The sequence below is a fragment of the Streptomyces sp. CNQ329 genome (assembly GCF_000482585.1).
The window spans coordinates 41,211-60,941 of the sequence record NZ_AXVU01000040.1 but is presented as its reverse complement, the minus strand read 5'-3'; the positions used below and the strand labels follow the sequence as shown (position 1 = coordinate 60,941).

Genomic DNA, 19,731 nt, shown 5'->3' with positions numbered 1-19,731 from the left:
GTGCCGGTGGGCTCCGCGGCCCGGCTGGCGCGCCGGCTGGCGGAGCTGGCCCCGGCGGGCGAGCAGGCGGAGCTGGCGTGGAACCCGGAGTTCCTGCGCGAGGGCTTCGCCGTCGAGGACACCCTGCGCCCCGACCGCATCGTCGTCGGTGTGGCGAGCGAGCGCGCGGAGGGACTGCTGCGGGAGGTGTACGCGGGGCCGGTCGGTAACGGTACGCCGTTCGTGGTCGCCGATTATCCGACCGCCGAGCTGGTGAAGACCTCCGCCAACGCCTTCCTCGCCACGAAGATCTCCTTCATCAACGCGATGGCCGAGATCTGCGAGGCGGCCGGCGGTGACGTCGTCAAGCTCGCCGAGGCCATCGGCTACGACGAGCGGATCGGCAAGAAGTTCCTGCGCGCCGGCATCGGGTTCGGCGGCGGCTGCCTGCCCAAGGACATCCGCGCCTTCATGGCCCGCGCCGGGGAACTCGGCGTGGACCAGGCGCTGACGTTCCTGCGCGAAGTCGACTCGATCAACATGCGCCGCCGCGCCCACATGGTCGAACTGGCCCGCGAAGCCTGCGGGGACACCTTCCTCGGACGCCGCATCGCCGTCCTGGGCGCGACGTTCAAGCCCGACTCCGACGACGTACGCGACTCCCCCGCACTCAACGTCGCCGGACAGATCCACCTCCAGGGCGGCCAGGTCACCGTCCACGACCCCAAGGGCACGGACAACGCCCGCCGGGTCTTCCCCACCCTGGGCTACGCCGCGTCGGCGGAGGACGCGCTGCGCGGCGCCGACATCGTGCTCCACCTCACCGAGTGGCCGGAGTTCCGCACGCTCGACCCCGCGCATCTGGCGACGGTCGTCTCCCGGCCGCACCTGATCGACGGCCGCAACACCCTCGACCCGGCGCCGTGGCGCGCCGCGGGCTGGACCTTCCGCGCCATGGGCCGCCCGGCGGCGTAGCCCGGGACCGGGCGGCGCCGGGCCCGGCGGGCCGGCCCCTCGGACCGCGGGCCGCGGACGGCGTACGGCGCGGCCCCCCGTTCCGCCGGAAACGGAGGGCCGCGCCATACGGGGGATCCTCAGACGGTGACGCCGTTGTCGCGCAGGTACGCGACCGGGTCGATGTCCGAACCGTAGTCCGGGCTGGTGCGCACCTCGAAGTGCAGGTGCGGCCCGGTGGAGTTGCCGGTGGAGCCGGACAGGCCGATCTGCTCGCCGGCGCCCACGCTCTGGCCCACGCTCACCGAGGTGGACGACAGGTGGGCGTACTGGCTGTAGTGGCCGTCGTCGTGCTTGATCACGACGGCGATGCCGTACGCGCCGCCGTCGGCGCCGTTGCCCGCCTTGACGACGGTGCCGGAGGAGACGGCCTTGACCGGGGTGCCGGAGCCGGCGGAGAAGTCGACACCGGTGTGGTAACCGCTGGACCACGAGCCGCCCGCGGCCCGGTACGCGGTGGACAGGCCGGCGTCGACCGGGGCGGAGAACCCGCCCGCCGGAGCGGCCTCGGCGGGCTGCTCCTCCGCCTGCTGCTCCTCGGCCGCCGGCTCGTCCTGCTGCGTCGCGGACTGCTCGGCCGGCGCCTCCGGCTCCTCCAGGGTGACCTCTTCGCCACCGTCGAACTCGTACTTCTGACCGGGGAAGATCAGGTCCGGGTCGTCGCCGATGACGTCCTTGTTGCCCTCGTAGATCGACTGCCAGCCGCCCGCGATGCCGTGCTTGCGGGCGATGTCCCACAGGGTGTCGCCGGAGACGACGGTGTAGTCGCCGGGGTTCTCGTACTTCTTCTCCGGCTTCTTCTCCGGTGTCCGCTCCTGCTTCGGGGCCTCGTCCTTCGCGGGCTGCGTCTCGGGCCCGCTCTCCTGCCGGGCCTCCTCGCCGCCGCCGGTGGAGAGGTCCGGGGCGGGGCCGCCCTGGGTGAGCCCGGCCTGGACGGAGCAGACCGGCCAGGCGCCGGGGCCCTGCGAGGCGAGCACCTTCTCGGCGATCTCGATCTGCTGCTCCTTGGTGGCCTGGTCGGCGCGCGGCGCGTACTGGGTGCCGCCGTAGCCCTCCCAGGTGCTCTGCACGAACTGCAGGCCGCCGTAGAAGCCGTTACCGGTGTTGATGCTCCAGTCGCCGCCGCTCTCGCACTGGGCCACGCGGTCCCAGGTGTCGACGGAGGCGGCCTGGGCGTGGCCGCCGGCGATGAGCGGAAGGGCGACGCCGGCGCTGCCGGCGGAGACGATGAGGGCCCTGCGGCCCCGGGCTATCCGGCCCAGGCGACGGTGACGTCCGCGTGCGGACATGGACATGCTCCTCTCCGACGCCTGCGAGGTGAGCTGTCGGGTTCGAGCTGGAGATGCCCGGCCATGCGGAGCATGGCTTCACCCCAAGCCGTCCCATGCCTGCGCACGTTCCGGCACTTACCTGGGTCCCCCGCTCCTGCCGTGAAAGCTGAAGTGCCTGCCCGTCGCCGCCGACAGGATTCGGCGTTACGGCGACGAGGTACCCGCATCGGTGGAGCGAGCACGGCGAGCACCGTAAACACACAGCCGAAAACAGAACAAGCTGTGAAACGTCATCAAGGCCGTTCCCCACGTCACATCGGAATCAGCCCGACAATCGCCGCATCCGGCGCCGCTCCTCAATTACCCCTTGCCGGTGGAGACTTGTCGATAGCAGAGGAGTCGGACACATGGCCCCATGAGAGGAGAATTCTGTGAGTGACATACGTCACTTTGCTCACTCCGGGGCACCCGGAGGACCGTCGAGCTGTTCGATGGTGGCGATCGACGGGCCGCGCCGCGCCGCCACTTCGCGCGCCGCCGCCTCGGCGTCGCGCAACACCCGCAGCGCGTTGCCCCACAACAGCCTGGCCAGGTCTTCTTCCGACCAGCCCCGGTGCAGCAGCTCGGCGACGAGATGCGGATAACCGGCCACGTCGGCGAGGTCGGCGGGGGTGAACGGCGTGCCGTCGAAGTCGCCGCCGATACCGATATGTTCGATTCCAGCCACTTCACGCATATGATCCAGATGATCCGCCACGGTCGCGGCCGTCGCCTCCGGCCGCGGATTCGCCTCCTCGAACGCACGCCGCACACGGACCGCTTCGTCGTCCGCGCCGAACGGGTCCAGGCCCCGGGCCCGCATGTGCTCGTCCGCCTCCGAGGTCCACTCCACGGCGGCGGGCAGGACGAACTTCGGCACGAACGTGGCCATCGCCACACCGCCGTTGCCGGGAAGCATGGCCAGCACATCATCGGGAATGTTGCGCGGGTGGTCACACAGGGCACGCGCGGACGAATGGGAGAAAACCACCGGCGCCTCCGTGACGCGCAGCGCGTGCCGCATGGTGGCCGGAGCGACGTGGGAGAGATCGACGAGCATGCCGACCCGGTTCATCTCGCGCACCACCTCCTCGCCGAACGCGGTGAGCCCGCCGTGCCGCGGCTCGTCGGTGGCGGAGTCGGCCCAGTCGGTGTTGTCGTTGTGCGTGAGCGTCATGTACCGCACGCCGAGACGGTGCAGGGCGCGCAGGGTGGCCAGTGAGTTGGCGATGGAGTGCCCACCCTCGGCCCCCATCAGCGAGGCGATCCGCCCGTCGGCCCGCGCCGCCTCCACCTCGTCGGCGGTCACGGCGAGCCGCAGCTCACCCGGGTAGCGGTCGACGAGCTGCCGCACCACGTCGATCTGCTCCAGACACGCGCTCACGGCAGCGTCCCCGGCCAGCTCCGTACTCACGTACACGGACCAGAACTGCGCCCCCACCCCGCCGGCCCGCAGCCGCGGGATGTCGGTGTGCAGCCGCCCGCTCTGGTCGACGGCGATGTCGCGCCGGTCGATGTCGTACGTCACCTGCTCGCGCAGGGCCCAGGGAAGGTCGTTGTGCCCGTCGACGACGGGGTGTGCACGCAGCACGTCGCGCGCACGCGCGAGCAGTTCGCCGGTCATGGGTCGTCCTCCCTGCGCGGATAGCGTGAGGTACACGCTATCCGCGCAGGCCGACCCACCCGCACCCAGGTCGGCGCGGCTCCCCCTCCGGACCAGAGTCCTCTGGACCAATCTCCGAAGGTGCCGAAGCGCCACCGCACGAATGACATGTGTCATAATGATAGAGTCCAATTGACCAGTCTCGGACAGCTAGGCGCGATCAGCCTCCGGCTGACAGCTACCATACCTACGCTTCATGTCACCCGAGGAGCAACATGTCCCAGGCAGCGGACCCCAGCCTCAATCGCCGCAAGCTACGCCAGGAGCTGCGCAGGGCGCGCGGCAAGGCCGGGCTGACGCAGCGCCAGGCCGCTGACGAGCTCGACTGGTCCCTGTCCAAGGTGATCCGCATCGAGATGGCCACGGTCAGCGTGTCGGTCACTGATCTCAGGGCGATGCTGCACCTCTACGGTGTCGACGACCCTGAGCTGGTGGCCGAGATGGAGGAGGCTGCCCGGGGGAGTAAGGGGGCGAGTTGGTGGGCGCGGTACAGCGAGCTGGTCTCGCCGCAGTTCGCCAAGTACCTCGGCTACGAGAGCGCCGCGGAGTCGATCCGTACGTACCACCCGATCGTCGTCCCCGGTGCGCTGCAGACCCAGGACTACGCCATGGCGCTGCTGGCACCGCGTGTCGAGGAGAGCCGGGCGCGCAAGGTCGTGGACTTGCGCATGGCACGTCAGGAGCGGACGTTCGACGGCGACACCGGTCCCGAGTCGTCCTTCGTCCTCGACGAGGCGGCCCTGCGCCGGCAGATCGGCACTCCGGCCGTGATGCGCGGTCAGCTCGATCACCTCATCCGGATGAGCGCGGAGCCGAAGGTGACCATCCGGGTGCTGCCCCTGACCGCCGGCGCGCACTACAGCACGCTCGGTAGCTTCGTTCTGCTCAGCCTCGGCGACGACGAGGACGACCTGCTGTACGTGGAGCACGCCGCCGGCAGCTTGACCAACCGTGACGACCTCGAACTGCTGTCGCGCTACCAGGAATGCTTCGACACGGTCAGCAGCCGCTCACTCGGAGGGGACGACGCCATCGAGCTCCTGGACCGCATCAAGACCGAGTTCGGCACTCGCTGAAGGCCCGGGCGCAGAGCGTCGACGGCCGGAGTCATCGGGAGGGCGGCCTTGCACCTCAGTCGGTTGCTCATGTGGTTGCTCAGCCTTGGCCAGCAGGCTCCCGCAGCCGCCGGCTCGGCCGAACCTGCCGCGGGGACGCAGGCACCCCTGGCACCCGCGGTGGCGGACGGGGCCTGTGGAGCCCCCGTTTCGGCGGATCAGGTCACGCTGGAGGCGATACGCGACCCGGCGTCGGTCGATCAGCTCATTCGCCTGGAAGACGCCCGGGCAGACCGACGTCGGCAGGAGGAGCAGGACAGCACCACGCAGTACATCCGGCGGCTGCAGGCGAGCCTCTTCTCCTGGGTCCTCGCCGTCGTGATCGTGACGGGCTGCGCCCTGCTGACGGTCTACTCCGTCGGCGGCCTCCGGATAGCCGGCTCGCGCGTTCTGCAGGCGGCGGCCGGCTTCGTCCTATCCACGCTGGTCGCGGCCCTGGCGTTCGCCGTAACGAAGAAGATTCAGACCCTTTTCACCGGATCGCCCGGCGCCGACGGGGCGATCCCATCCGCGGGCCGGGCGGGAGATGCGCGTCACCGCGCCGATCCTCCGTAACCGGGGCGAGCGCCCGCCAGATCCCCGCGGCGACCGCCACTCCGAGCGTCACCACGATCCACACCACGCGCTTCACCATCACACTGTCGGCTAACAGCGACAGGGCAGCCGCCATGACCGTGGCCGCGGCTCCGCCGGCCAGGCAGTACGCGGCGGTCCCCGGGCCCCACGACGCGCGCCGGTGGCCGTCCCCCCCGGAAGACAGCGTTCTCACACCCCTGGCCTCCACGAACTCACTCCCCCTGGCAGTGGCGAGCCGGTCAGGAGCCGGCTAACTCCCCGGACGCCACGGCCGCGAGGAAGTCGCTCCAGGCGGTGGGCGTGAACACGAGCACCGACCCGGCCGGATTCTTCGAGTCGCGCATCAGCACGGATCCGTCCTGTACGGCGAACTCGACACATCCGTCCTCGGCCTCGCTAAAGCTGCTCTTGCGCCATGCGGACTGTTCCTCAACCGCCACAGCCACCCCCTGGCGACCCTTCCGTGGGCCTCCGGGCAACCGCAACCCGTAGACCCTAGCGTCCCCCCGCGTGGCCACACAGAGGGTTCCCGGCATTGACCAATCGGGCACGTGAGGCCACCGGTCGTGTTGCACTGAAGCCGACAATTGTAGGAGTGCCCCAAATCCGACCACCAGACACGAACAAGCCGTATCCGCCCGGCCGGTGGGGTGCTCAGCCGTCCCGGGTGGTTGTGCGGCGGAGGCGGGCGCCCTTCTCGTGGGCCTGGGCGTTCAGGTGGTCCTGGAACGTCGTCATCCGGGCTCGCAGGTCCTCGTCGTGGGCCGCCAGGATGCGTGCGGCCAGGAGGCCCGCGTTGCGGGCGCCGGCCACGGAGACCGTGGCGACCGGGACGCCCGCGGGCATCTGGACGATGGACAGCAGGGAGTCCATGCCGTCGAGGTACTTCAGGGGGACCGGGACACCGATGACCGGGAGGGGGGTGACGGAGGCGAGCATGCCCGGGAGGTGGGCGGCGCCGCCGGCGCCGGCGATGAGGGTGCGCAGGCCGCGGACGGCCGCCTGTTCGCCGTAGGCGATCATCTCGCGCGGCATCCGGTGCGCGGAGACGACGTCGACCTCGTACGGGATCTCGAACTCCTCCAGCGCCCGCGCCGCCGCCTCCATCACCGGCCAGTCGGAGTCGGAGCCCATGACGATGCCGACCAGCGGGCTGTCCCCCGCGCTCATACGGTGCTCATTCCGTGATCGTCCCCCGCAGGTAGTCGGCGGCGTGGCGGGCGCGGGCGCGCACCTCGTCCAGGTCGTCGCCGTAGGTGTTGACGTGGCCGACCTTGCGGCCGGGCTTCACGTCCTTGCCGTACATGTGGATCTTCAGCCCCGGGTCCCGGGCCATGCAGTGCAGGTAGGCCGGGTACATGTCGGGGTAGTCGCCGCCGAGGACGTTCGCCATCACCGTCCACGGTGCACGCGGGCGCGGGTCGCCGAGCGGCAGGTCGAGCACGGCGCGCACGTGGTTGGCGAACTGCGAGGTGACGGCGCCGTCCTGGGTCCAGTGGCCGGAGTTGTGCGGGCGCATGGCCAGCTCGTTGACGAGGATCCGGGGCTCGCCGCCGGGTCCTTCCGCCTCGAACAGCTCCACCGCGAGGTGGCCCACGACGTCCAGTTCCTTCGCGATCCGCAGCGCGAGCTGCTGCGTCCGCGCGGCGACCTCCGGCGCCAGCCCGGGCGCCGGGGCGAGGACGGTGTCGCAGACACCGCCGACCTGGATGGACTCCACCACCGGGTAGGAGACCGCCTGGCCGCTGGGCGAGCGGACGACGTTCGCGGCCAGCTCGCGCCGGAAGTCGACCAGTTCCTCGGCCAGCACCGGGACGCCCGCGCGGAACGGCTCTGCGGCGTCCTCCTCCGTGCGTACGACCCACACGCCCTTGCCGTCGTACCCGCCGCGCACCGTCTTCAGCACGACCGGGAAACCGCCACCCTCGCGCGCGAAGCGCGCCACGTCCGCCGGGCCGGCCACGATCCGGTGCCGCGGGCAGGGGATGCCCAGCTCCGTCAGCCGGGCCCGCATCGCGCCCTTGTCCTGCGCGTACACCAGCGCGTCCGGACCGGGCCGGACGGCGACCCCTTCGGCCTGCAGGGCACGCAGATGCCCGGTCGGCACGTGTTCGTGGTCGAACGTGATCACGTCGCAGCCGCGGGCGAACGCACGCAGCGTATCCAGATCACGGTGGTCCCCGACGACCGTGTCGCCCGCCACCAGGGCGGCGGAGTCCGTCGTGGTGGTGCTGAGGAGCTTGAACCTGATGCCGAGGGGGATGCCCGCCTCGTGGGTCATCCGGGCGAGCTGCCCCCCGCCGATCATGCCGACTACCGGGAATGTCACGCTCCCCAGCGTATCGGCCGGGCGGACCGGACCGCCCCCTCCGTCAGCGGGCCCGGTTAGCATGAGGGCTCCGGTACGCCGGAGAAGACCGGGACCAGGGGAACGCAACCGACCATCGGAGTCTGACGATCTTGATGAGTGCACGGCATCCGGGGGTATCGCGGCTGCGGCGCCTGAGCCGCGAGGTGGCCGCGTTCGCGGCGGTCGGGGGCGTCGGCGTCCTGGTCAACCTCGCGGTCTTCAACCTCGTGCGGAACACCACGGAGCTGCCCGTGGTCCGCTGCAGCATGATCGCGACGGCCGTCGCGATCATCTTCAACTACATAGGCTTCCGGTACTTCACCTACCGCGACCGGGACAAGACCCGGCCGCCCCGCGAGTTCTCGCTCTTCCTCGCCTTCAGCTCCGCCGGTCTCGTCATCGAGAACGGCGTGCTCTACGTGGCCACGTACGGGTTCGACTGGGACACCCCCCTGCAGAACAACATCTTCAAGTTCCTGGGCATCGGGGTGGCGTCGCTGTTCCGCTTCTGCTCGTACAGGAGCTGGGTGTTCCGTGCGGTGCCCGCGGCCCGGCCCGCCGTCGCGCCCGCCCCGGCCGCCGAAGCCGGCGAAGCGGGGGAAGCCGGCGAGATAGCCGCGGCCCCGGACATGCGGATCCCGGGCGGCCGGCGGAAGCCGCGCGAGCCCGAGGAGCGGGGGGAGCCGGGGGAACCCGGGGGTCCTGAGGCCCGGGAAGAGGCGGTCGGAGCGCGGGGGTAGCGTCCGCGTTCCGGGCCCGCCGTGCGCGGCCCGTACGCCCCCTCGGTGGACACCCCCGCAGGTGCGCTCCCTCAGTGATCCTCGTGCTCCCGCGCGAGGAACAGCGCGAACGTCGTCGGCTTCCGCTGCACCAGCTCCAGCCGCCCCCCGTCCGCCTCCGCCAGGTCACGGGCGACCGCGAGCCCCAGCCCCGTGGAGTTGCGCCCGCTGACCGTGCGCTCGAAGACCCGGTAGCCGAGGTCGGCGGGCACGCCCGGGCCCTCGTCGGTGACCTCGACCACCACCTGGTTGCCCGTGACCCGGGTGCGCAGGGCGACGGTCCCGGCGCCGTGCATCAGCGCGTTCTCGATCAGTGTCGCCAGCACCTGCGCCACCGCGCCCGCCGTGCCCACCGCGCGCAGGTTCTTCCTGCCGGAGCGGACGATCGCCCGCCCCTCGCCGCGGTACGCAGGCCGCCACTCCTCGATCTGCTGTTTGACGACCTCGTCCAGGTCGAAGCCCATCCCCGCGCCCGCCTTGGGGTCGCGGGCCTTGGTCAGCAGCCGCTGCACCACGTCCGTCAGCCGCTCCACCTGGGTGAGCGCGACCGCCGCCTCCTCCTTGACCGTCGCCGGGTCGTCGGTGAGCGCGATCTCCTCCAGCCGCATGGACAGCGCCGTCAGCGGCGTACGGAGCTGGTGCGAGGCGTCCGCCGCCAGCCGCCGCTCGGCGGTGAGCATCCGCGCGATCCGCTCGGCGCTGGCGTCCAGCACGTCGGCGACCCGGTCCAGCTCGGGGACGCCGTAGCGGCGGTGGCGGGTGCGCTGGTCGCCGGAGCCCAGGCGCTCGGCGGTCTCGGCGAGGTCGGTGAGCGGGGCGGTGAGGCGGTTGGCCTGGCGGACGGCGAGCAGCACGGCGGCGCCGACGGCGAGCAGCGCCACGGCGAAGATGATCAGCAGGGTCTGAACCAGCTCGCTGTTGACCCGCTCGCGGGCCTCCATGACCGTGACCCGCTCGCCCCTGCTGCCGGTCTCGGTGACCTCGATGACCGAGCCCTCGGGGCGCTCCCCTATCGTGATCGCCGGTCCGCCCGGCAGATCCACCTCCGCGTACCGCCCGTCGGTGACCTGCCCGGCGAGCGCCCGCCGGGTCACCCGCTCGTCGTCGGCGATCTTGCCTTCCACGACGCTGAACAGCCGCACGGCCTCGGACTGCACCCTGTCCTTCGCGGCGGCTTCGATGGTGCGGGTCTCGACGATGACGAGCGAGACGCCGAAGACGGCGATGACGACGAGCACCACCGCCAGGGTGCTGTTGATGAGCCGTCTGCGCATGACTGCCGGAGGCCGCGGAGGGCGGCCCTAACTCTTCTCGAAGCGGAAGCCCACGCCGCGGACCGTCGCGATGTAGCGGGGGTTCGTGGCGTCGTCGCCGAGCTTCTTGCGCAGCCAGGAGATGTGCATGTCGAGCGTCTTCGTCGACGACCACCAGGTGGTGTCCCACACCTCGCGCATCAACTGCTCGCGCGTGACCACCCGGCCCGCGTCGCGCACCAGCACCCGCAGCAGGTCGAACTCCTTCGCGGTGAGCTGCAGTTCCTCGTCGCCGAGCCAGGCGCGGTGGGAGTCGGTGTCGATGCGTACGCCGTGGGTGGCCGGCGGCTGCGCCTCACTGGAGCCGCGGCGCAGCAGGGCGCGCACCCGGGCGAGCAGTTCGGCGAGGCGGAAGGGCTTGGTGACGTAGTCGTCGGCGCCCGCGTCGAGGCCGACGACGGTGTCCACCTCGTCCGCGCGTGCGGTGAGCACCAGCACGGGGAAGCCGTGCCCGTCGGCGCGCAGCCGCCGGCACACCTCCAGCCCGTCGATGCCCGGCAGTCCCAGGTCGAGCACGAGGAGGTCGACGCCGCCGCGGAGCCCGGCACTGAGCGCCGTGGGACCGTCCTCCCGGACCTCCACCTCGTAGCCCTCCCGGCGCAGCGCGCGGGCCAGCGGTTCCGAGATGGCCGCGTCGTCCTCGGCCAGCAGTACTCGGGTCATGGTGCGATGGTAGACCTCGCGTCACCGAGAGTGTGCCGGTGGCGTCGGGTTCGCTCACCTCCCGGTATCGGGTCGAACGCCCCGCACGTGCCGTGCGCCGGTCTGCGCCGCCGGGTCACGGGGGGCCCGGATCGCGGGCAGCGGATCGCGGGCCCTGGATCGCAGGGCGGGCGCCGCCGGATCGCGGGGCCGGGCGTCGTCGGCGACCATGAGGTCACCGGGCCGGCCGGCCCGCGACGCGGTGGTGCAAGGCAGGTGCGATGGCTGCGGTACGGGTCCGGTGGCGGCGGCGGTTCGTGGCCGCGGTGCTCGGTACCGCCGCGGCGCTCTTGGCGGGGGCGGTGCAGCCGGCCGGGACGGCACCCGCCGAGCGTGGGCCCGAGCGTCGGGCGGCCGGGGACCGGGCGGAGGGCGCGGACGGGGCGCTCCGGCGCAGCGTCGAGGCGTACGGGGCGCATCCGCGGCAGCGGGTCACCGTCCACTGGCAGCCGCGCCGCGCGCCGCGCGCCGGGCTCGTCATCCTGCACGGCGGCTACTGGTCGTACGACACCGACTGGAGCGACTGGGCGCGGGCCTTCGCCCGCCGCGGCTACGCGGTCTTCGACGCCGGCTACCGCCTCAGTCCCGGCGTGCCGTGGCCGGCGCAGCGCGACGACGTGCTGGCCGCGCTGCGGTGGGTGCGGCACCACGGCGCCGCGTACGCCGTGGATCCGGCGCGGGTGGCGGTGCTGGGCTCGTCGGCGGGCGGGCAGCTCGCCGTGGCCGCCGCCATGTACGGCGCGGGGAGTTCACGCACCGCCGGGGTGGTGGCGCTGTCGCCGGTGGTGTCGCCGTACCGGGCCTGGCTGGACGGCGGGGCGGCCGGAGCGACGGCGGCGGGGCGGCGGCTGCGGGCGAGCGCGGAGCGGCTGGCGGGGTGCGTACCGGACGGCACGCCCGCGGTGTCGGCGGACCCGGGCTGCCGGCGGGCGTGGCGGTCGCTGGACCCGCGGAGCGGGGCGTCCGGCCGGGACGACGCCCCGATGCTGCTGCTGCACTCCGCGGACGACTTCGTGCCGGCGTACCACTCGGCGGCGGTGGCGGCGGCGGAGCGGGCGCGCGGGATGCCGGCGGGTGAGGTACGGGTGCGGGTGGTGCCGGGCAGCGCGCACGGGATGCGGCTGCTGACCCGGCCGGGGGTGGTGGGGGAGGTCGAGGGGTGGCTGCGGGAGCGGGTCGGCCAGGCGTACGCGGCGGGCGGGGGCGTAGGACGGCCGGCTCGTACGACGTGCGGCGGCCGGGGCACGTCGGGCGACCGGCCAGTGGCCCGCACGGGGAACGGGCCGCGGTACGCAGGGCGGGCTACACCGGCGCCGACAGCTCGGCCCACACCGTCTTGCCCGTCGCTCCCGTCTCCCGCTGGACGCCCCAGTCGAGGCAGAGCCTCTGCACGATGAACATCCCGTGCCCGCCCGGCCTGCTGGCCCGGTGCGGGGTGCGCGGTTCGGGGGTGCCCGTGCCGGCGTCGCTGACCTCCAGCCGCAGCACCTTCCCCGCCGCCCGCAGCCGCAGTTCGTCCGGGCCGCCGCCGTGCAGGCAGGCGTTCGTCACCAGTTCCGAGACGACGAGCAGGACGTCCTCCGCCGCCGCGCGCTGCTCCGCGCTGACCGCGGGCAGCCAGCCCCAGTCCTCCAGCGCCCGGCGGGCGAAGTCGCGGGCGCGGGGCACCATGCCGCTGGCACCGACGAGTCGCAGCCTGCGCACCTGTCCCGCGGGGGCGGGCTCTTCGGCGGCGGCCGGTGACGCCGCGTCACCGCCGTCCGGGCGCGCGGGGGCGGCGGCGCCGCTGCCGGCCTCGCCCTCCGGCGGCACTGCTCCCGGCGGCAACGACCTGAAGCTCATCGGCTCACGACACCCCCTTCGCGCAACCGCAAGCGCGTTCGCGCACCCCGTCCGCGCATTCGTGCCCTTCCTGCCCGTTCCAGAAGTTTCGCCTGGGCTTCTGCCCTACGAGATCGCGGAAACACCCCCGAGTTTCCCCAAGACCCTGTGACGCGCATCACCTGCCGCACCGGCCCCACCCGGCATCCGGCGGCAAGAGAGGTCACTCCACGAGAGCGGCCTCCAGGGTGTCGTGGACGGAAAAGACCGCCTCCGCACCCGTGATCTCGAAGACTCTGGCGACCACGGGCTGCAGCCCCGCAAGGTGCACGGCACCGCCGCCCGCCTCCGCCTTGAGGCGGGCACCGAGGAGCACGTTCAGCCCGGTCGAGTCGCAGAAGTCCAGACGGGAGCAGTCGAGTACGAGCCGGCTGCGGCCGTCGGCGAGACATCGCTCCAGGGGCTCCCGCAGCACCTCCGCCGTGTGGTAATCCAGTTCACCCGCAGGTGTGAGGACGGCGCTCCCGCCATGAACCTGCACGTCGACGTGCAGTCGGCCGCGGCTCGGGCTTCCGGCGGTTCCGGCGTCCATGCGGGCTTGTCTCCTGACCTTCGGGCTGTCGGGCGGTGCAGCCCCGACCCTACGCCTTTGGTCACACGTTCGGCACCCGAACAGCCAACATAAAGGGGCAAATATGGACACCTGATTCTTGCACTGGACGGGAGAAGCGGGTAGGGCTTAGAAGCACTCACGAAAACGTGGCCTTGGGAGGCGCCGCAGACCACAACGGAAAAGAAACGGCATCGGCAGCCACATGCCGAGAACCATGGAGGACCCATGTCACCCCGGCTCGCCGCAGCGGCCAGCACGCCGCAGGCACGACCCCACGCCGAGCACGGCGACGACCATACGGAGCGCCACGGCGCGCAGACCGGCGAGGCCCGTAGCGCGGCCGGCGCCGAGGACGCCGCGGACGCCGCGATCGAGGACGCCGCGGCCCCGTTCACGGGCAGCATCGACGAGCTGGAGGGCATCGCCTTCGACGAGGTCGCCCCCGCGGACGCGCGGGCCATGTCGAAGACGCTCTTCGACCGGATCGGCACCCTCGAAGAGGGCACCCACGAATACTCGTACGTGCGCAACACCCTGATCGAACTCAACCTGGCGCTGGTGAAGTTCGCCGCCTCCCGGTTCCGCTCGCGCAGCGAGCCGATGGAGGACATCATCCAGGTCGGCACGATCGGGCTCATCAAGGCGATCGACCGCTTCGAGCCCACCCGCGGCGTGGAGTTCCCCACCTTCGCGATGCCGACGATCATCGGCGAGATCAAGCGCTTCTTCCGCGACACCTCGTGGTCCGTACGCGTCCCGCGGCGGCTGCAGGAGCTGCGCCTCGACCTGGCGAAGGCGGGCGACGAGCTGGCACAGCAGCTCGACCGCGCGCCCACGGTCGACGAGCTGGCCGCGCGGCTGGACATCGGCCGCGACGAGGTGGTCGAGGGCATGGCCGCCTCGAACGCCTACACCGCCAGCTCGCTGGACGCACAGCCCGAGGAGGACGACTCCGAGAGCACCCTCGCCGACCGCATCGGCTACGAGGACCACGGCCTGGAGGGCATCGAGTACGTCGAGTCCCTCAAGCCGCTGATAGCGGAACTGGCGCCGCGCGACCGGAAGATCCTCTCGCTGCGCTTCGTGGCCAACATGACCCAGTCGGAGATCGGCGAGGAGCTGGGCATCTCCCAGATGCACGTCTCGCGGCTGCTGTCGCGGACCCTGGTGCGGCTGCGCAGAGGGCTGATGGTCGAGGAGTGAGCCGGGGGCCGCCTCCCCGGGTTTCCGGGGAGGCGGTGCCATGATCACCCCATGGCCCCCACCCGGAGGCGGACCGGCCGGCCGGCCCCGGTACTCGCCCTGCTCACCGCCCTGGCGCTGGCGTGGACGGGCGCGTGCGGCAGCCCGGACGGGGACGGGTCACAGCCGCCCGGCGCCGGAGCGCCTTCCCCCGAACCGGCCCCCGGCGACGGCGGGTGGACCCCCTGCCCGCTGACGGGCATGGAGCGGCGCGCATGCCGCGGCGTCACCGTGCCCGTCGGCGGCGACAGCCGCGAAACCCTGCGCCTGGCGCTCTCCCGCCTGCCCGCCCGCGACCCCGGGCGCCGCATCGGCGCGCTCGTCCTCGCGCCCGGCGGGCCGGGTCTGTCGGGTCTCCAGGAGGCCGTGTCCGCCGGCGTCGACTACCCGCGCGCGCTGCGCGACCGGTTCGACATCGTCGGCTACGACCGCCGCGGCACCGGCCGCAGCCACCGCGTCGACTGCGGCGAGCCCCACGGCGCCCTGGACCGCCTCGGCACCCCGCGCAGCCTGCGGCGCGTCCGGGACGTCAGCGCCGCCGACGCCGCCGCCCGCGACTACATCGAGGGCTGCCGCCTCTCCTACGGCCCGCTGCTGGCCCGTCTCGGCTCCCGCGCCGCCGCCACGGACCTGGAGCGGGTCCGGCGGGCGCTGGGCGAGGAACGGATCAGTCTGCTGCTGCACTCGTACGCCACCGTGGCCGGCCAGGTCTACCTCACCCGCCACCCGGAGCGGGTGCGCGCCGCGGTCTTCGACGGGGTCGTCGACCCGGACCGGCCGGGCACGTCCTACGTACTGAGGACGCTGCACACCCGCCGGGAACTGGACGACGAGCAGGTGCCCGAGCCGGCGGCCAGGACCGTACCGAAGCGGGTACCGGCCGACGTGCGGGCGGCGTTCGACGAACTGGACCCGGGGCCGCCGCCGCTCGCGCTCTTCCTGGGGGTGCACTGCACGGACTTCCGGTGGCCGGGGAGCCTGCGGGCGCTGCTGCGGGAGCTGGACGACGCCGACGAGCCACGGTGGCGCAGGCGGACGGTGATCCGCGACTACACCCCCTGCGTGCACTGGCCGGGGCGCGGGCAGCCGCTGGGCGCGGTCCGCCCGGCGCGCGGCGCCGGGGGCCACGGCACGGCCGGCGGGGCGGATCTGCTGCTGGTCAACAGCGAGGACGACATCCGCACCCCGGCGGCGGGCGCGGAGCGGGTCGCGATGCGGTTCCGGGCGCCGCTGCTGACGGTGCCGGGCAGGCGGCACGGCCTGGTGGGCTTCGGCAACGAGTGCGCGGAGCGCACGGCGGTGGACCATCTGACGGCACGCCCCTCGGCCGACCCGGACGGCGGCCCCAGTTGCTGACCGGCACGCCTGCGTTCTTCGCCGCTCCTCAGTTGCCGGCGGGCAGCGCGCTCACCCGCGTCACCCGGTCCCCCCGCCGCCACACCTCCGTCACCAGCGGCACCCCCGGCCGGTACGCCAGGTGCACGTGGCTCGGCGCGTCCAGCAGCACCGCGTCCGCCCGTGCGCCCGGCGCGAGGCGGCCCACGTCCGTGCGCCGCAGCGCCGCCGCGCCGCCCGCCGTCGCGGACCACACCGCCTCGTCCGGTGTCATGCCCATCTCCCGTACCGCGACGGCCACACAGAACGGCATGGAGCTGGTGAACGACGAGCCCGGGTTGCAGTCCGTGGACAGCGCCACCGTCACGCCCGCGTCCAGCACCCGCCGCACGTCCGGATAGACCGCCCGGGTCGAGAACTCGCAGCCCGGCAGGAACGTCGCCACCGTCACTCCCGACGCGAGCGCGGCCAGGTCCGCGTCGGTCAGGTGCGTCAGATGGTCCGCGGAGGCGGCCTCCAGCTCGACGGCGAGCTGCACGCCCGGCCCGTACGACAGTTGGTTGGCGTGCACCCGCGGAGTCAGGCCGCGCGCCTTGCCGGCCGCCAGGATCGCCCGCGCCTGGTCCCCGTCGAACGCACCCTTCTCGCAGAAGACGTCGATCCACCGCACGTACGGCGCGCAGGCGTCCAGCATCTCGCCGGTGACCAGATCGACGTACCCGCCGGGGTCGTCCCCGTACTCCGGCGGGACGACATGCGCACCGAGGTACGTGACCTCCTCCACCTCCGCCACCTCCTGCGCCGCAACCCGCAGCCCCCGCGCCTCGTCCGCGACCGTCAGCCCGTAGCCGGACTTGGTCTCCAGCGTCGTCGTGCCCTGGCGGAGCATCTCGCGGACGAAGGAGGCGAGGTTGGCCCGCAGTTCCCCGTCGGTGGCGGCGCGGGTGGCGGCGACCGTCGTGCGGATGCCCCCGGCCGTATAGGGGCGCCCCGACATGCGGGCGGCGAACTCGCCGGTGCGGTCGCCGACGAAGACGAGGTGGGAGTGGGAGTCGACGAAGCCCGGGAGCAGCGCCCGGCCCGCCGCGTCGTACACCGCGTCCGCGGCCGGCGCCGCGCCGGCCGCGCCGACCCAGGCGACCCGGTCGCCGTCGAAGACCACGGCCGCGTTGTGGAGCAGGCCGAGCGGGCCGTCCCCGAGGGCCGGGTCGTTGGTGACGAGGCTGCCGATGTTGACGATGGCTGTGGCGGTGGCTGCGGCGGTCATGTTCCTGCCCTCGTGGGTCGGTTGCTGCGGGTTCGGATACGTCGGTCAGCCGCGCAGCGCCCCGATCGCCGCCGCCAGCGCCCCCGGCACGTCCTCCACGAGCGCGTGCACCCCGTCCCGTACGACGTGCCGGCCACCCACCACCGTGTGCCGCACGTCCGCCGCCGTCGCCGCGAACACCGCCGTCTCCGCGCCGAGCCGCGGCAACGCGCCCGCCGTGCGCACGCTGTCGAGCGCCACAGTGGTGAAGTCCGCGAACCCGCCCGGCTCCAGCCGGGCCGGAGCGTCCCAGCCGAGGGCGGCGTAGCCGACCTCGGTAGCGGCGCGCAGCAGGTGGTGGGCGGTCCAGTGGCCGCGGCGGCGGGTACGCAGCCGCTCGTTCAGCTCCAGCGCCCGCGCCTCCTCGAAGAGGTCGATCACGGCGTGGCTGTCGCTGCCCAGCGACAGCGGGCTGCCCGCCCGCTCCACCGCCACCGCCGGGCCGATGCCGTCCGCGAGGTCCCGCTCGGTGGTGGGGCACATGCACACGCCGGTGCCGCTGCGGCCGAGGAGCGCGATGTCGTCGGCGGTGAGGTGGGTGGCGTGCACCGCGGTGGTGCGCAGGCCGAGGACGCCGTGGTCGGCGAGGAGACGGGCCGGGGTGACGCCGTGGGCGGCGGCGCACGCCTCGTTCTCGGCGGGCTGCTCGGAGAGGTGGACGTGCAGCGGGGCGCGGCGCCGGCCGGCCCAGTCGGCGACGACGGCGAGCCGGTCGGCGGGGACGGCGCGTACGGAGTGGACGGCGGCGCCGATGCGCGTGGTGTCGTCGGGGGCCAGGGCCGCGGCGCGTTCCGCCCACGCGTCGGCGTCGCCGTCGCTGAAGCGGAGCTGGTGCCGGGCCGGCGGCTCGCCGAAGCCGCCGGCCAGGTACGCGGCGTCGAACAGGGTCAGCCGGATACCGGCAGCCGCGGCGGCGGCGATGAGGGCGTGGCCCATCGCGTTGGGATCGTCGTAACGGGCGCCGCCGGGGGCGTGGTGGACGTAGTGGAACTCGCCGGTGCAGGTGATCCCGGCGAGCGCCATCTCGGCGTACACGGCACGGGCGAGGTCGTAGTACGTGTCGGGGGTGAGCCGGTCGGCGACGCCGTACATCACCTCGCGCCAGGTCCAGAACGTGCCGGAACCGACCTGGACGGTGCCGCGCAGGGCGCGGTGGAAGGCGTGGCTGTGGGCGTTCGCCAGGCCGGGGAGGGTGAGACCCCGCAGCACGGTGGCGCCCGGCGGCGGGCCGGCCGTCCCGGTCCGTACCGCGGCGAGCAGCCCGCCGGACGCCTCTGTCTCCAGGACGACCCCGGGTTCGACGACGCCGCCGACCCACGCCTGCTCCGCCCAGTACGCCGTCACACGACCCCTTCCGACCGTTCCGCCGCCTCCGGCCGACGGGCCCGCCCCGCGGGGTCCGGATCCCCGTCGCCGGCCAGGTCCGCCAGCACGTCCGCCAGCGCCCGTACGCCCGCCGCGCAGTCGTCCTCGTCCGCCCACTCGGCCGGCGCGTGCGAGACGCCCGTCGGATTGCGTACGTACAGCATGGCCGCCGGCACCGCGCCGGACAGGATCCCGGCGTCGTGTCCCGCCCCCGTCGGGAGCAGGGGCGCACCGCCGAGGCGCGCGGCGAGGCGGTCGCGCAGGGCGTGGTCGAAGTCGACGACCGGCGTCAGCGACTCGCGGGTGACCTCCACCGCGGTGCCGTCACGGCCGGCGCGCTCGCGGGCGGCCTGCTCGACGGCGGCGACGAGGGTGTGCAGGGTCTCCTCGTCGGCCGCGCGGGAGTCGAGCCAGCCGCGGACGAGCGCGGGGACGGCGTTGACGCCGTTGGGCTCCACGGCGACCTTGCCGAAGGTGGCGCGGGCACCGGCCTGCGCGGCCTTCTTGCGGGCGGAGAGCACCGTGTGGGCGTAGGTGAGCATCGGGTCGCGGCGGTCCTCCATCCGGGTGGTGCCCGCGTGGTTGGCCTCGCCGCGGAAGTCGAACCGCCACCGGCCGTGCGGCCAGATCGCGGACGCCACGCCCACCGGGTGGTCCGTACCGGCGAGCGCCACGCCCTGCTCGACGTGCAGCTCGACGAAGGCGCCGATGCGCGCCAGTCTCCCGGGGTCGGGGCCGAGGGCGGCGGGGTCGTGGCCGGCGCGCTCCATCGCCCGCGGCAGGGTGACGCCGTCGGCGTCGCGCAGCTCGTGGGCGGCGGCGGTGGTGAGCTGCCCGGCGGTGAGCCGGGAGCCGACGCAGGCCGGCCCGAAGCGGGCGCCCTCCTCGTCGGCGAAGTTGACGACGCCGAGGGGACGCGCGGGGCGGGCGCCGCGGGCGCGCAGCTCGTCGAGGGCGGCGAAGGCGGAGACGACGCCGAGGGGGCCGTCGAAGGCCCCGCCGTCGGGTACGGAGTCGAGGTGGGAGCCGGTGACGACGGCGCCGCCGGCCGCCGGGTCGCCGAGCCAGGCCCACTGGTTGCCGTTGCGGTCGGTCTCGTACGCGAGTCCGCGCGCCGCGGCCTGCGCGCGGAACCAGGCCCGGCAGTCGGCGTCGGCGTCCGTCCAGGCGAACCGGCGGTAGCCGCCGGAGGGCGCGTACCGGCCGAGGGGCCGCAGCTCGCGCCACATCTCCTGGAACGAGGACGGG

General features: G+C 73.5%; 19 protein-coding genes and 1 riboswitch. Of the genes, 7 read left to right on the top strand and 12 right to left on the bottom strand.

Features of this window, described 5'->3' with window-relative positions; all coding sequences use genetic code 11:
* Positions 1-954: nucleotide sugar dehydrogenase (locus I003_RS0123700; protein WP_027773790.1), on the top strand; the 954-nt coding region annotated here is incomplete at its 5' end.
* Between the two features lie 119 nt (positions 955-1,073).
* Here the strand turns inward: I003_RS0123700 and I003_RS0123695 are convergent.
* Together I003_RS0123695 and I003_RS0123690 are read right to left on the bottom strand one after the other, a co-directional pair.
* Positions 1,074-2,282: a transglycosylase family protein gene (locus I003_RS0123695; protein ID WP_027773789.1), complete on the bottom strand. Its 1,209-nt coding sequence runs from the start codon at positions 2,280-2,282 to the stop codon at positions 1,074-1,076.
* 3 nt (positions 2,283-2,285) lie between these two features.
* A riboswitch (cyclic di-AMP (ydaO/yuaA leader) is annotated at positions 2,286-2,478 on the bottom strand.
* A gap of 240 nt (positions 2,479-2,718) precedes the next feature.
* A complete protein-coding gene (locus I003_RS0123690) occupies positions 2,719-3,927 on the bottom strand; it encodes a dipeptidase (protein WP_027773788.1) in 1,209 nt (402 codons plus the stop codon).
* 254 nt (positions 3,928-4,181) lie between these two features.
* Here I003_RS0123690 and I003_RS0123685 point away from each other — a divergent pair, with 254 nt between their 5' ends.
* Positions 4,182-5,042 (top strand): Scr1 family TA system antitoxin-like transcriptional regulator, encoded by an 861-nt coding sequence (locus tag I003_RS0123685; protein WP_027773787.1) that lies wholly within the window; start codon positions 4,182-4,184, stop codon positions 5,040-5,042.
* 69 nt (positions 5,043-5,111) lie between these two features.
* The gene (locus I003_RS0123680) at positions 5,112-5,636 is read left to right on the top strand and encodes a hypothetical protein (RefSeq protein ID WP_037721541.1); all 525 of its coding nucleotides are present in this window, start codon (positions 5,112-5,114) and stop codon (positions 5,634-5,636) included.
* A gap of 260 nt (positions 5,637-5,896) precedes the next feature.
* Here the strand turns inward: I003_RS0123680 and I003_RS0123675 are convergent, their stop codons facing one another.
* The 3 genes from I003_RS0123675 to I003_RS0123665 all read right to left on the bottom strand — a co-directional run bounded on the left by I003_RS0123675 (position 5,897) and on the right by I003_RS0123665 (position 7,986).
* Positions 5,897-6,097: a DUF397 domain-containing protein gene (locus I003_RS0123675; protein WP_027773785.1), complete on the bottom strand. Its 201-nt coding sequence runs from the start codon at positions 6,095-6,097 to the stop codon at positions 5,897-5,899.
* A 214-nt stretch (positions 6,098-6,311) separates the two neighbouring features.
* Positions 6,312-6,827 carry a 5-(carboxyamino)imidazole ribonucleotide mutase gene (gene purE, locus I003_RS0123670; protein ID WP_027773784.1) on the bottom strand — a complete coding sequence of 172 codons (516 nt, stop codon included), beginning with the start codon at positions 6,825-6,827 and terminating at the stop codon, positions 6,312-6,314.
* 7 nt (positions 6,828-6,834) lie between these two features.
* Positions 6,835-7,986, bottom strand: coding sequence for a 5-(carboxyamino)imidazole ribonucleotide synthase (locus tag I003_RS0123665; RefSeq protein ID WP_078564299.1), 1,152 nt, complete (start codon positions 7,984-7,986; stop codon positions 6,835-6,837).
* A gap of 134 nt (positions 7,987-8,120) precedes the next feature.
* Here I003_RS0123665 and I003_RS0123660 point away from each other — a divergent pair, with 134 nt between their 5' ends.
* Complete coding sequence (locus I003_RS0123660; protein WP_199784345.1) at positions 8,121-8,747, top strand: GtrA family protein; 627 nt, start codon at positions 8,121-8,123, stop codon at positions 8,745-8,747.
* Positions 8,748-8,818: 71 nt separating this feature from the next.
* Here I003_RS0123660 and I003_RS0123655 read toward each other — a convergent pair whose 3' ends face one another.
* Positions 8,819-10,060: an ATP-binding protein gene (locus I003_RS0123655; RefSeq protein ID WP_027773781.1), complete on the bottom strand. Its 1,242-nt coding sequence runs from the start codon at positions 10,058-10,060 to the stop codon at positions 8,819-8,821.
* Positions 10,061-10,087: 27 nt separating this feature from the next.
* Positions 10,088-10,762: a response regulator transcription factor gene (locus I003_RS0123650; RefSeq protein ID WP_027773780.1), complete on the bottom strand. Its 675-nt coding sequence runs from the start codon at positions 10,760-10,762 to the stop codon at positions 10,088-10,090.
* A gap of 260 nt (positions 10,763-11,022) precedes the next feature.
* Between I003_RS0123650 and I003_RS35105 the strand changes: the two genes are divergently transcribed.
* Positions 11,023-12,198 carry an alpha/beta fold hydrolase gene (locus I003_RS35105; protein ID WP_486584350.1) on the top strand — a complete coding sequence of 392 codons (1,176 nt, stop codon included), beginning with the start codon at positions 11,023-11,025 and terminating at the stop codon, positions 12,196-12,198.
* Here I003_RS35105 and I003_RS0123640 read toward each other — a convergent pair.
* Positions 12,104-12,643: an ATP-binding protein gene (locus I003_RS0123640; RefSeq protein WP_486584349.1), complete on the bottom strand. Its 540-nt coding sequence runs from the start codon at positions 12,641-12,643 to the stop codon at positions 12,104-12,106. The two genes, I003_RS35105 and I003_RS0123640, sit on opposite strands and share 95 nt — an antisense overlap.
* 202 nt (positions 12,644-12,845) lie before the next feature.
* Complete coding sequence (locus I003_RS0123635; RefSeq protein ID WP_027773777.1) at positions 12,846-13,214, bottom strand: STAS domain-containing protein; 369 nt, start codon at positions 13,212-13,214, stop codon at positions 12,846-12,848.
* 246 nt (positions 13,215-13,460) lie between these two features.
* Between I003_RS0123635 and I003_RS0123630 the strand changes: the two genes are divergently transcribed.
* The gene (locus tag I003_RS0123630) at positions 13,461-14,438 is read left to right on the top strand and encodes an RNA polymerase sigma factor SigF (RefSeq protein ID WP_027773776.1); all 978 of its coding nucleotides are present in this window, start codon (positions 13,461-13,463) and stop codon (positions 14,436-14,438) included.
* 51 nt (positions 14,439-14,489) lie between these two features.
* Positions 14,490-15,833 carry an alpha/beta fold hydrolase gene (locus I003_RS0123625; protein ID WP_027773775.1) on the top strand — a complete coding sequence of 448 codons (1,344 nt, stop codon included), beginning with the start codon at positions 14,490-14,492 and terminating at the stop codon, positions 15,831-15,833.
* Between the two features lie 28 nt (positions 15,834-15,861).
* Here the strand turns inward: I003_RS0123625 and hutI are convergent, their stop codons facing one another.
* Genes hutI through I003_RS32990 form a run of 3 tightly spaced genes read right to left on the bottom strand, consistent with a single transcriptional unit; the run spans position 15,862 to position 19,712 of the window.
* Complete coding sequence (gene hutI / locus I003_RS0123620) at positions 15,862-17,079, bottom strand: imidazolonepropionase (RefSeq protein WP_027773774.1); 1,218 nt, start codon at positions 17,077-17,079, stop codon at positions 15,862-15,864.
* A gap of 45 nt (positions 17,080-17,124) precedes the next feature.
* Entirely contained in the window at positions 17,125-18,462 is a 1,338-nt protein-coding gene (locus tag I003_RS0123615; protein WP_027773773.1) for a formimidoylglutamate deiminase, read from the bottom strand.
* On the bottom strand, positions 18,459-19,712 hold the full coding sequence (locus tag I003_RS32990; protein ID WP_486584351.1) for an allantoate amidohydrolase: 1,254 nt from the start codon (positions 19,710-19,712) through the stop codon (positions 18,459-18,461). Before I003_RS32990 ends, I003_RS0123615 begins: the two co-directional genes overlap by 4 nt.
* Between the last annotated feature and the right edge of the window lie 19 nt (positions 19,713-19,731).

Coding starts and splice junctions, on each gene's coding strand:
- I003_RS0123695 (WP_027773789.1), bottom strand. CDS start 2,282: ATGTCCGCACGCGGACGTCACCGTCGCCTGGGCCGGATAGCCCGGGGC.
- I003_RS0123690 (WP_027773788.1), bottom strand. CDS start 3,927: ATGACCGGCGAACTGCTCGCGCGTGCGCGCGACGTGCTGCGTGCACAC.
- I003_RS0123685 (WP_027773787.1), top strand. CDS start 4,182: ATGTCCCAGGCAGCGGACCCCAGCCTCAATCGCCGCAAGCTACGCCAG.
- I003_RS0123680 (WP_037721541.1), top strand. CDS start 5,112: ATGTGGTTGCTCAGCCTTGGCCAGCAGGCTCCCGCAGCCGCCGGCTCG.
- purE (WP_027773784.1), bottom strand. CDS start 6,827: ATGAGCGCGGGGGACAGCCCGCTGGTCGGCATCGTCATGGGCTCCGAC.
- I003_RS0123660 (WP_199784345.1), top strand. CDS start 8,121: ATGAGTGCACGGCATCCGGGGGTATCGCGGCTGCGGCGCCTGAGCCGC.
- I003_RS0123655 (WP_027773781.1), bottom strand. CDS start 10,060: ATGCGCAGACGGCTCATCAACAGCACCCTGGCGGTGGTGCTCGTCGTC.
- I003_RS0123650 (WP_027773780.1), bottom strand. CDS start 10,762: ATGACCCGAGTACTGCTGGCCGAGGACGACGCGGCCATCTCGGAACCG.
- I003_RS35105 (WP_486584350.1), top strand. CDS start 11,023: ATGGCTGCGGTACGGGTCCGGTGGCGGCGGCGGTTCGTGGCCGCGGTG.
- I003_RS0123640 (WP_486584349.1), bottom strand. CDS start 12,643: ATGAGCTTCAGGTCGTTGCCGCCGGGAGCAGTGCCGCCGGAGGGCGAG.
- I003_RS0123635 (WP_027773777.1), bottom strand. CDS start 13,214: ATGGACGCCGGAACCGCCGGAAGCCCGAGCCGCGGCCGACTGCACGTC.
- I003_RS0123630 (WP_027773776.1), top strand. CDS start 13,461: ATGTCACCCCGGCTCGCCGCAGCGGCCAGCACGCCGCAGGCACGACCC.
- I003_RS0123625 (WP_027773775.1), top strand. CDS start 14,490: ATGGCCCCCACCCGGAGGCGGACCGGCCGGCCGGCCCCGGTACTCGCC.
- hutI (WP_027773774.1), bottom strand. CDS start 17,079: ATGACCGCCGCAGCCACCGCCACAGCCATCGTCAACATCGGCAGCCTC.
- I003_RS32990 (WP_486584351.1), bottom strand. CDS start 19,712: ATGTGGCGCGAGCTGCGGCCCCTCGGCCGGTACGCGCCCTCCGGCGGC.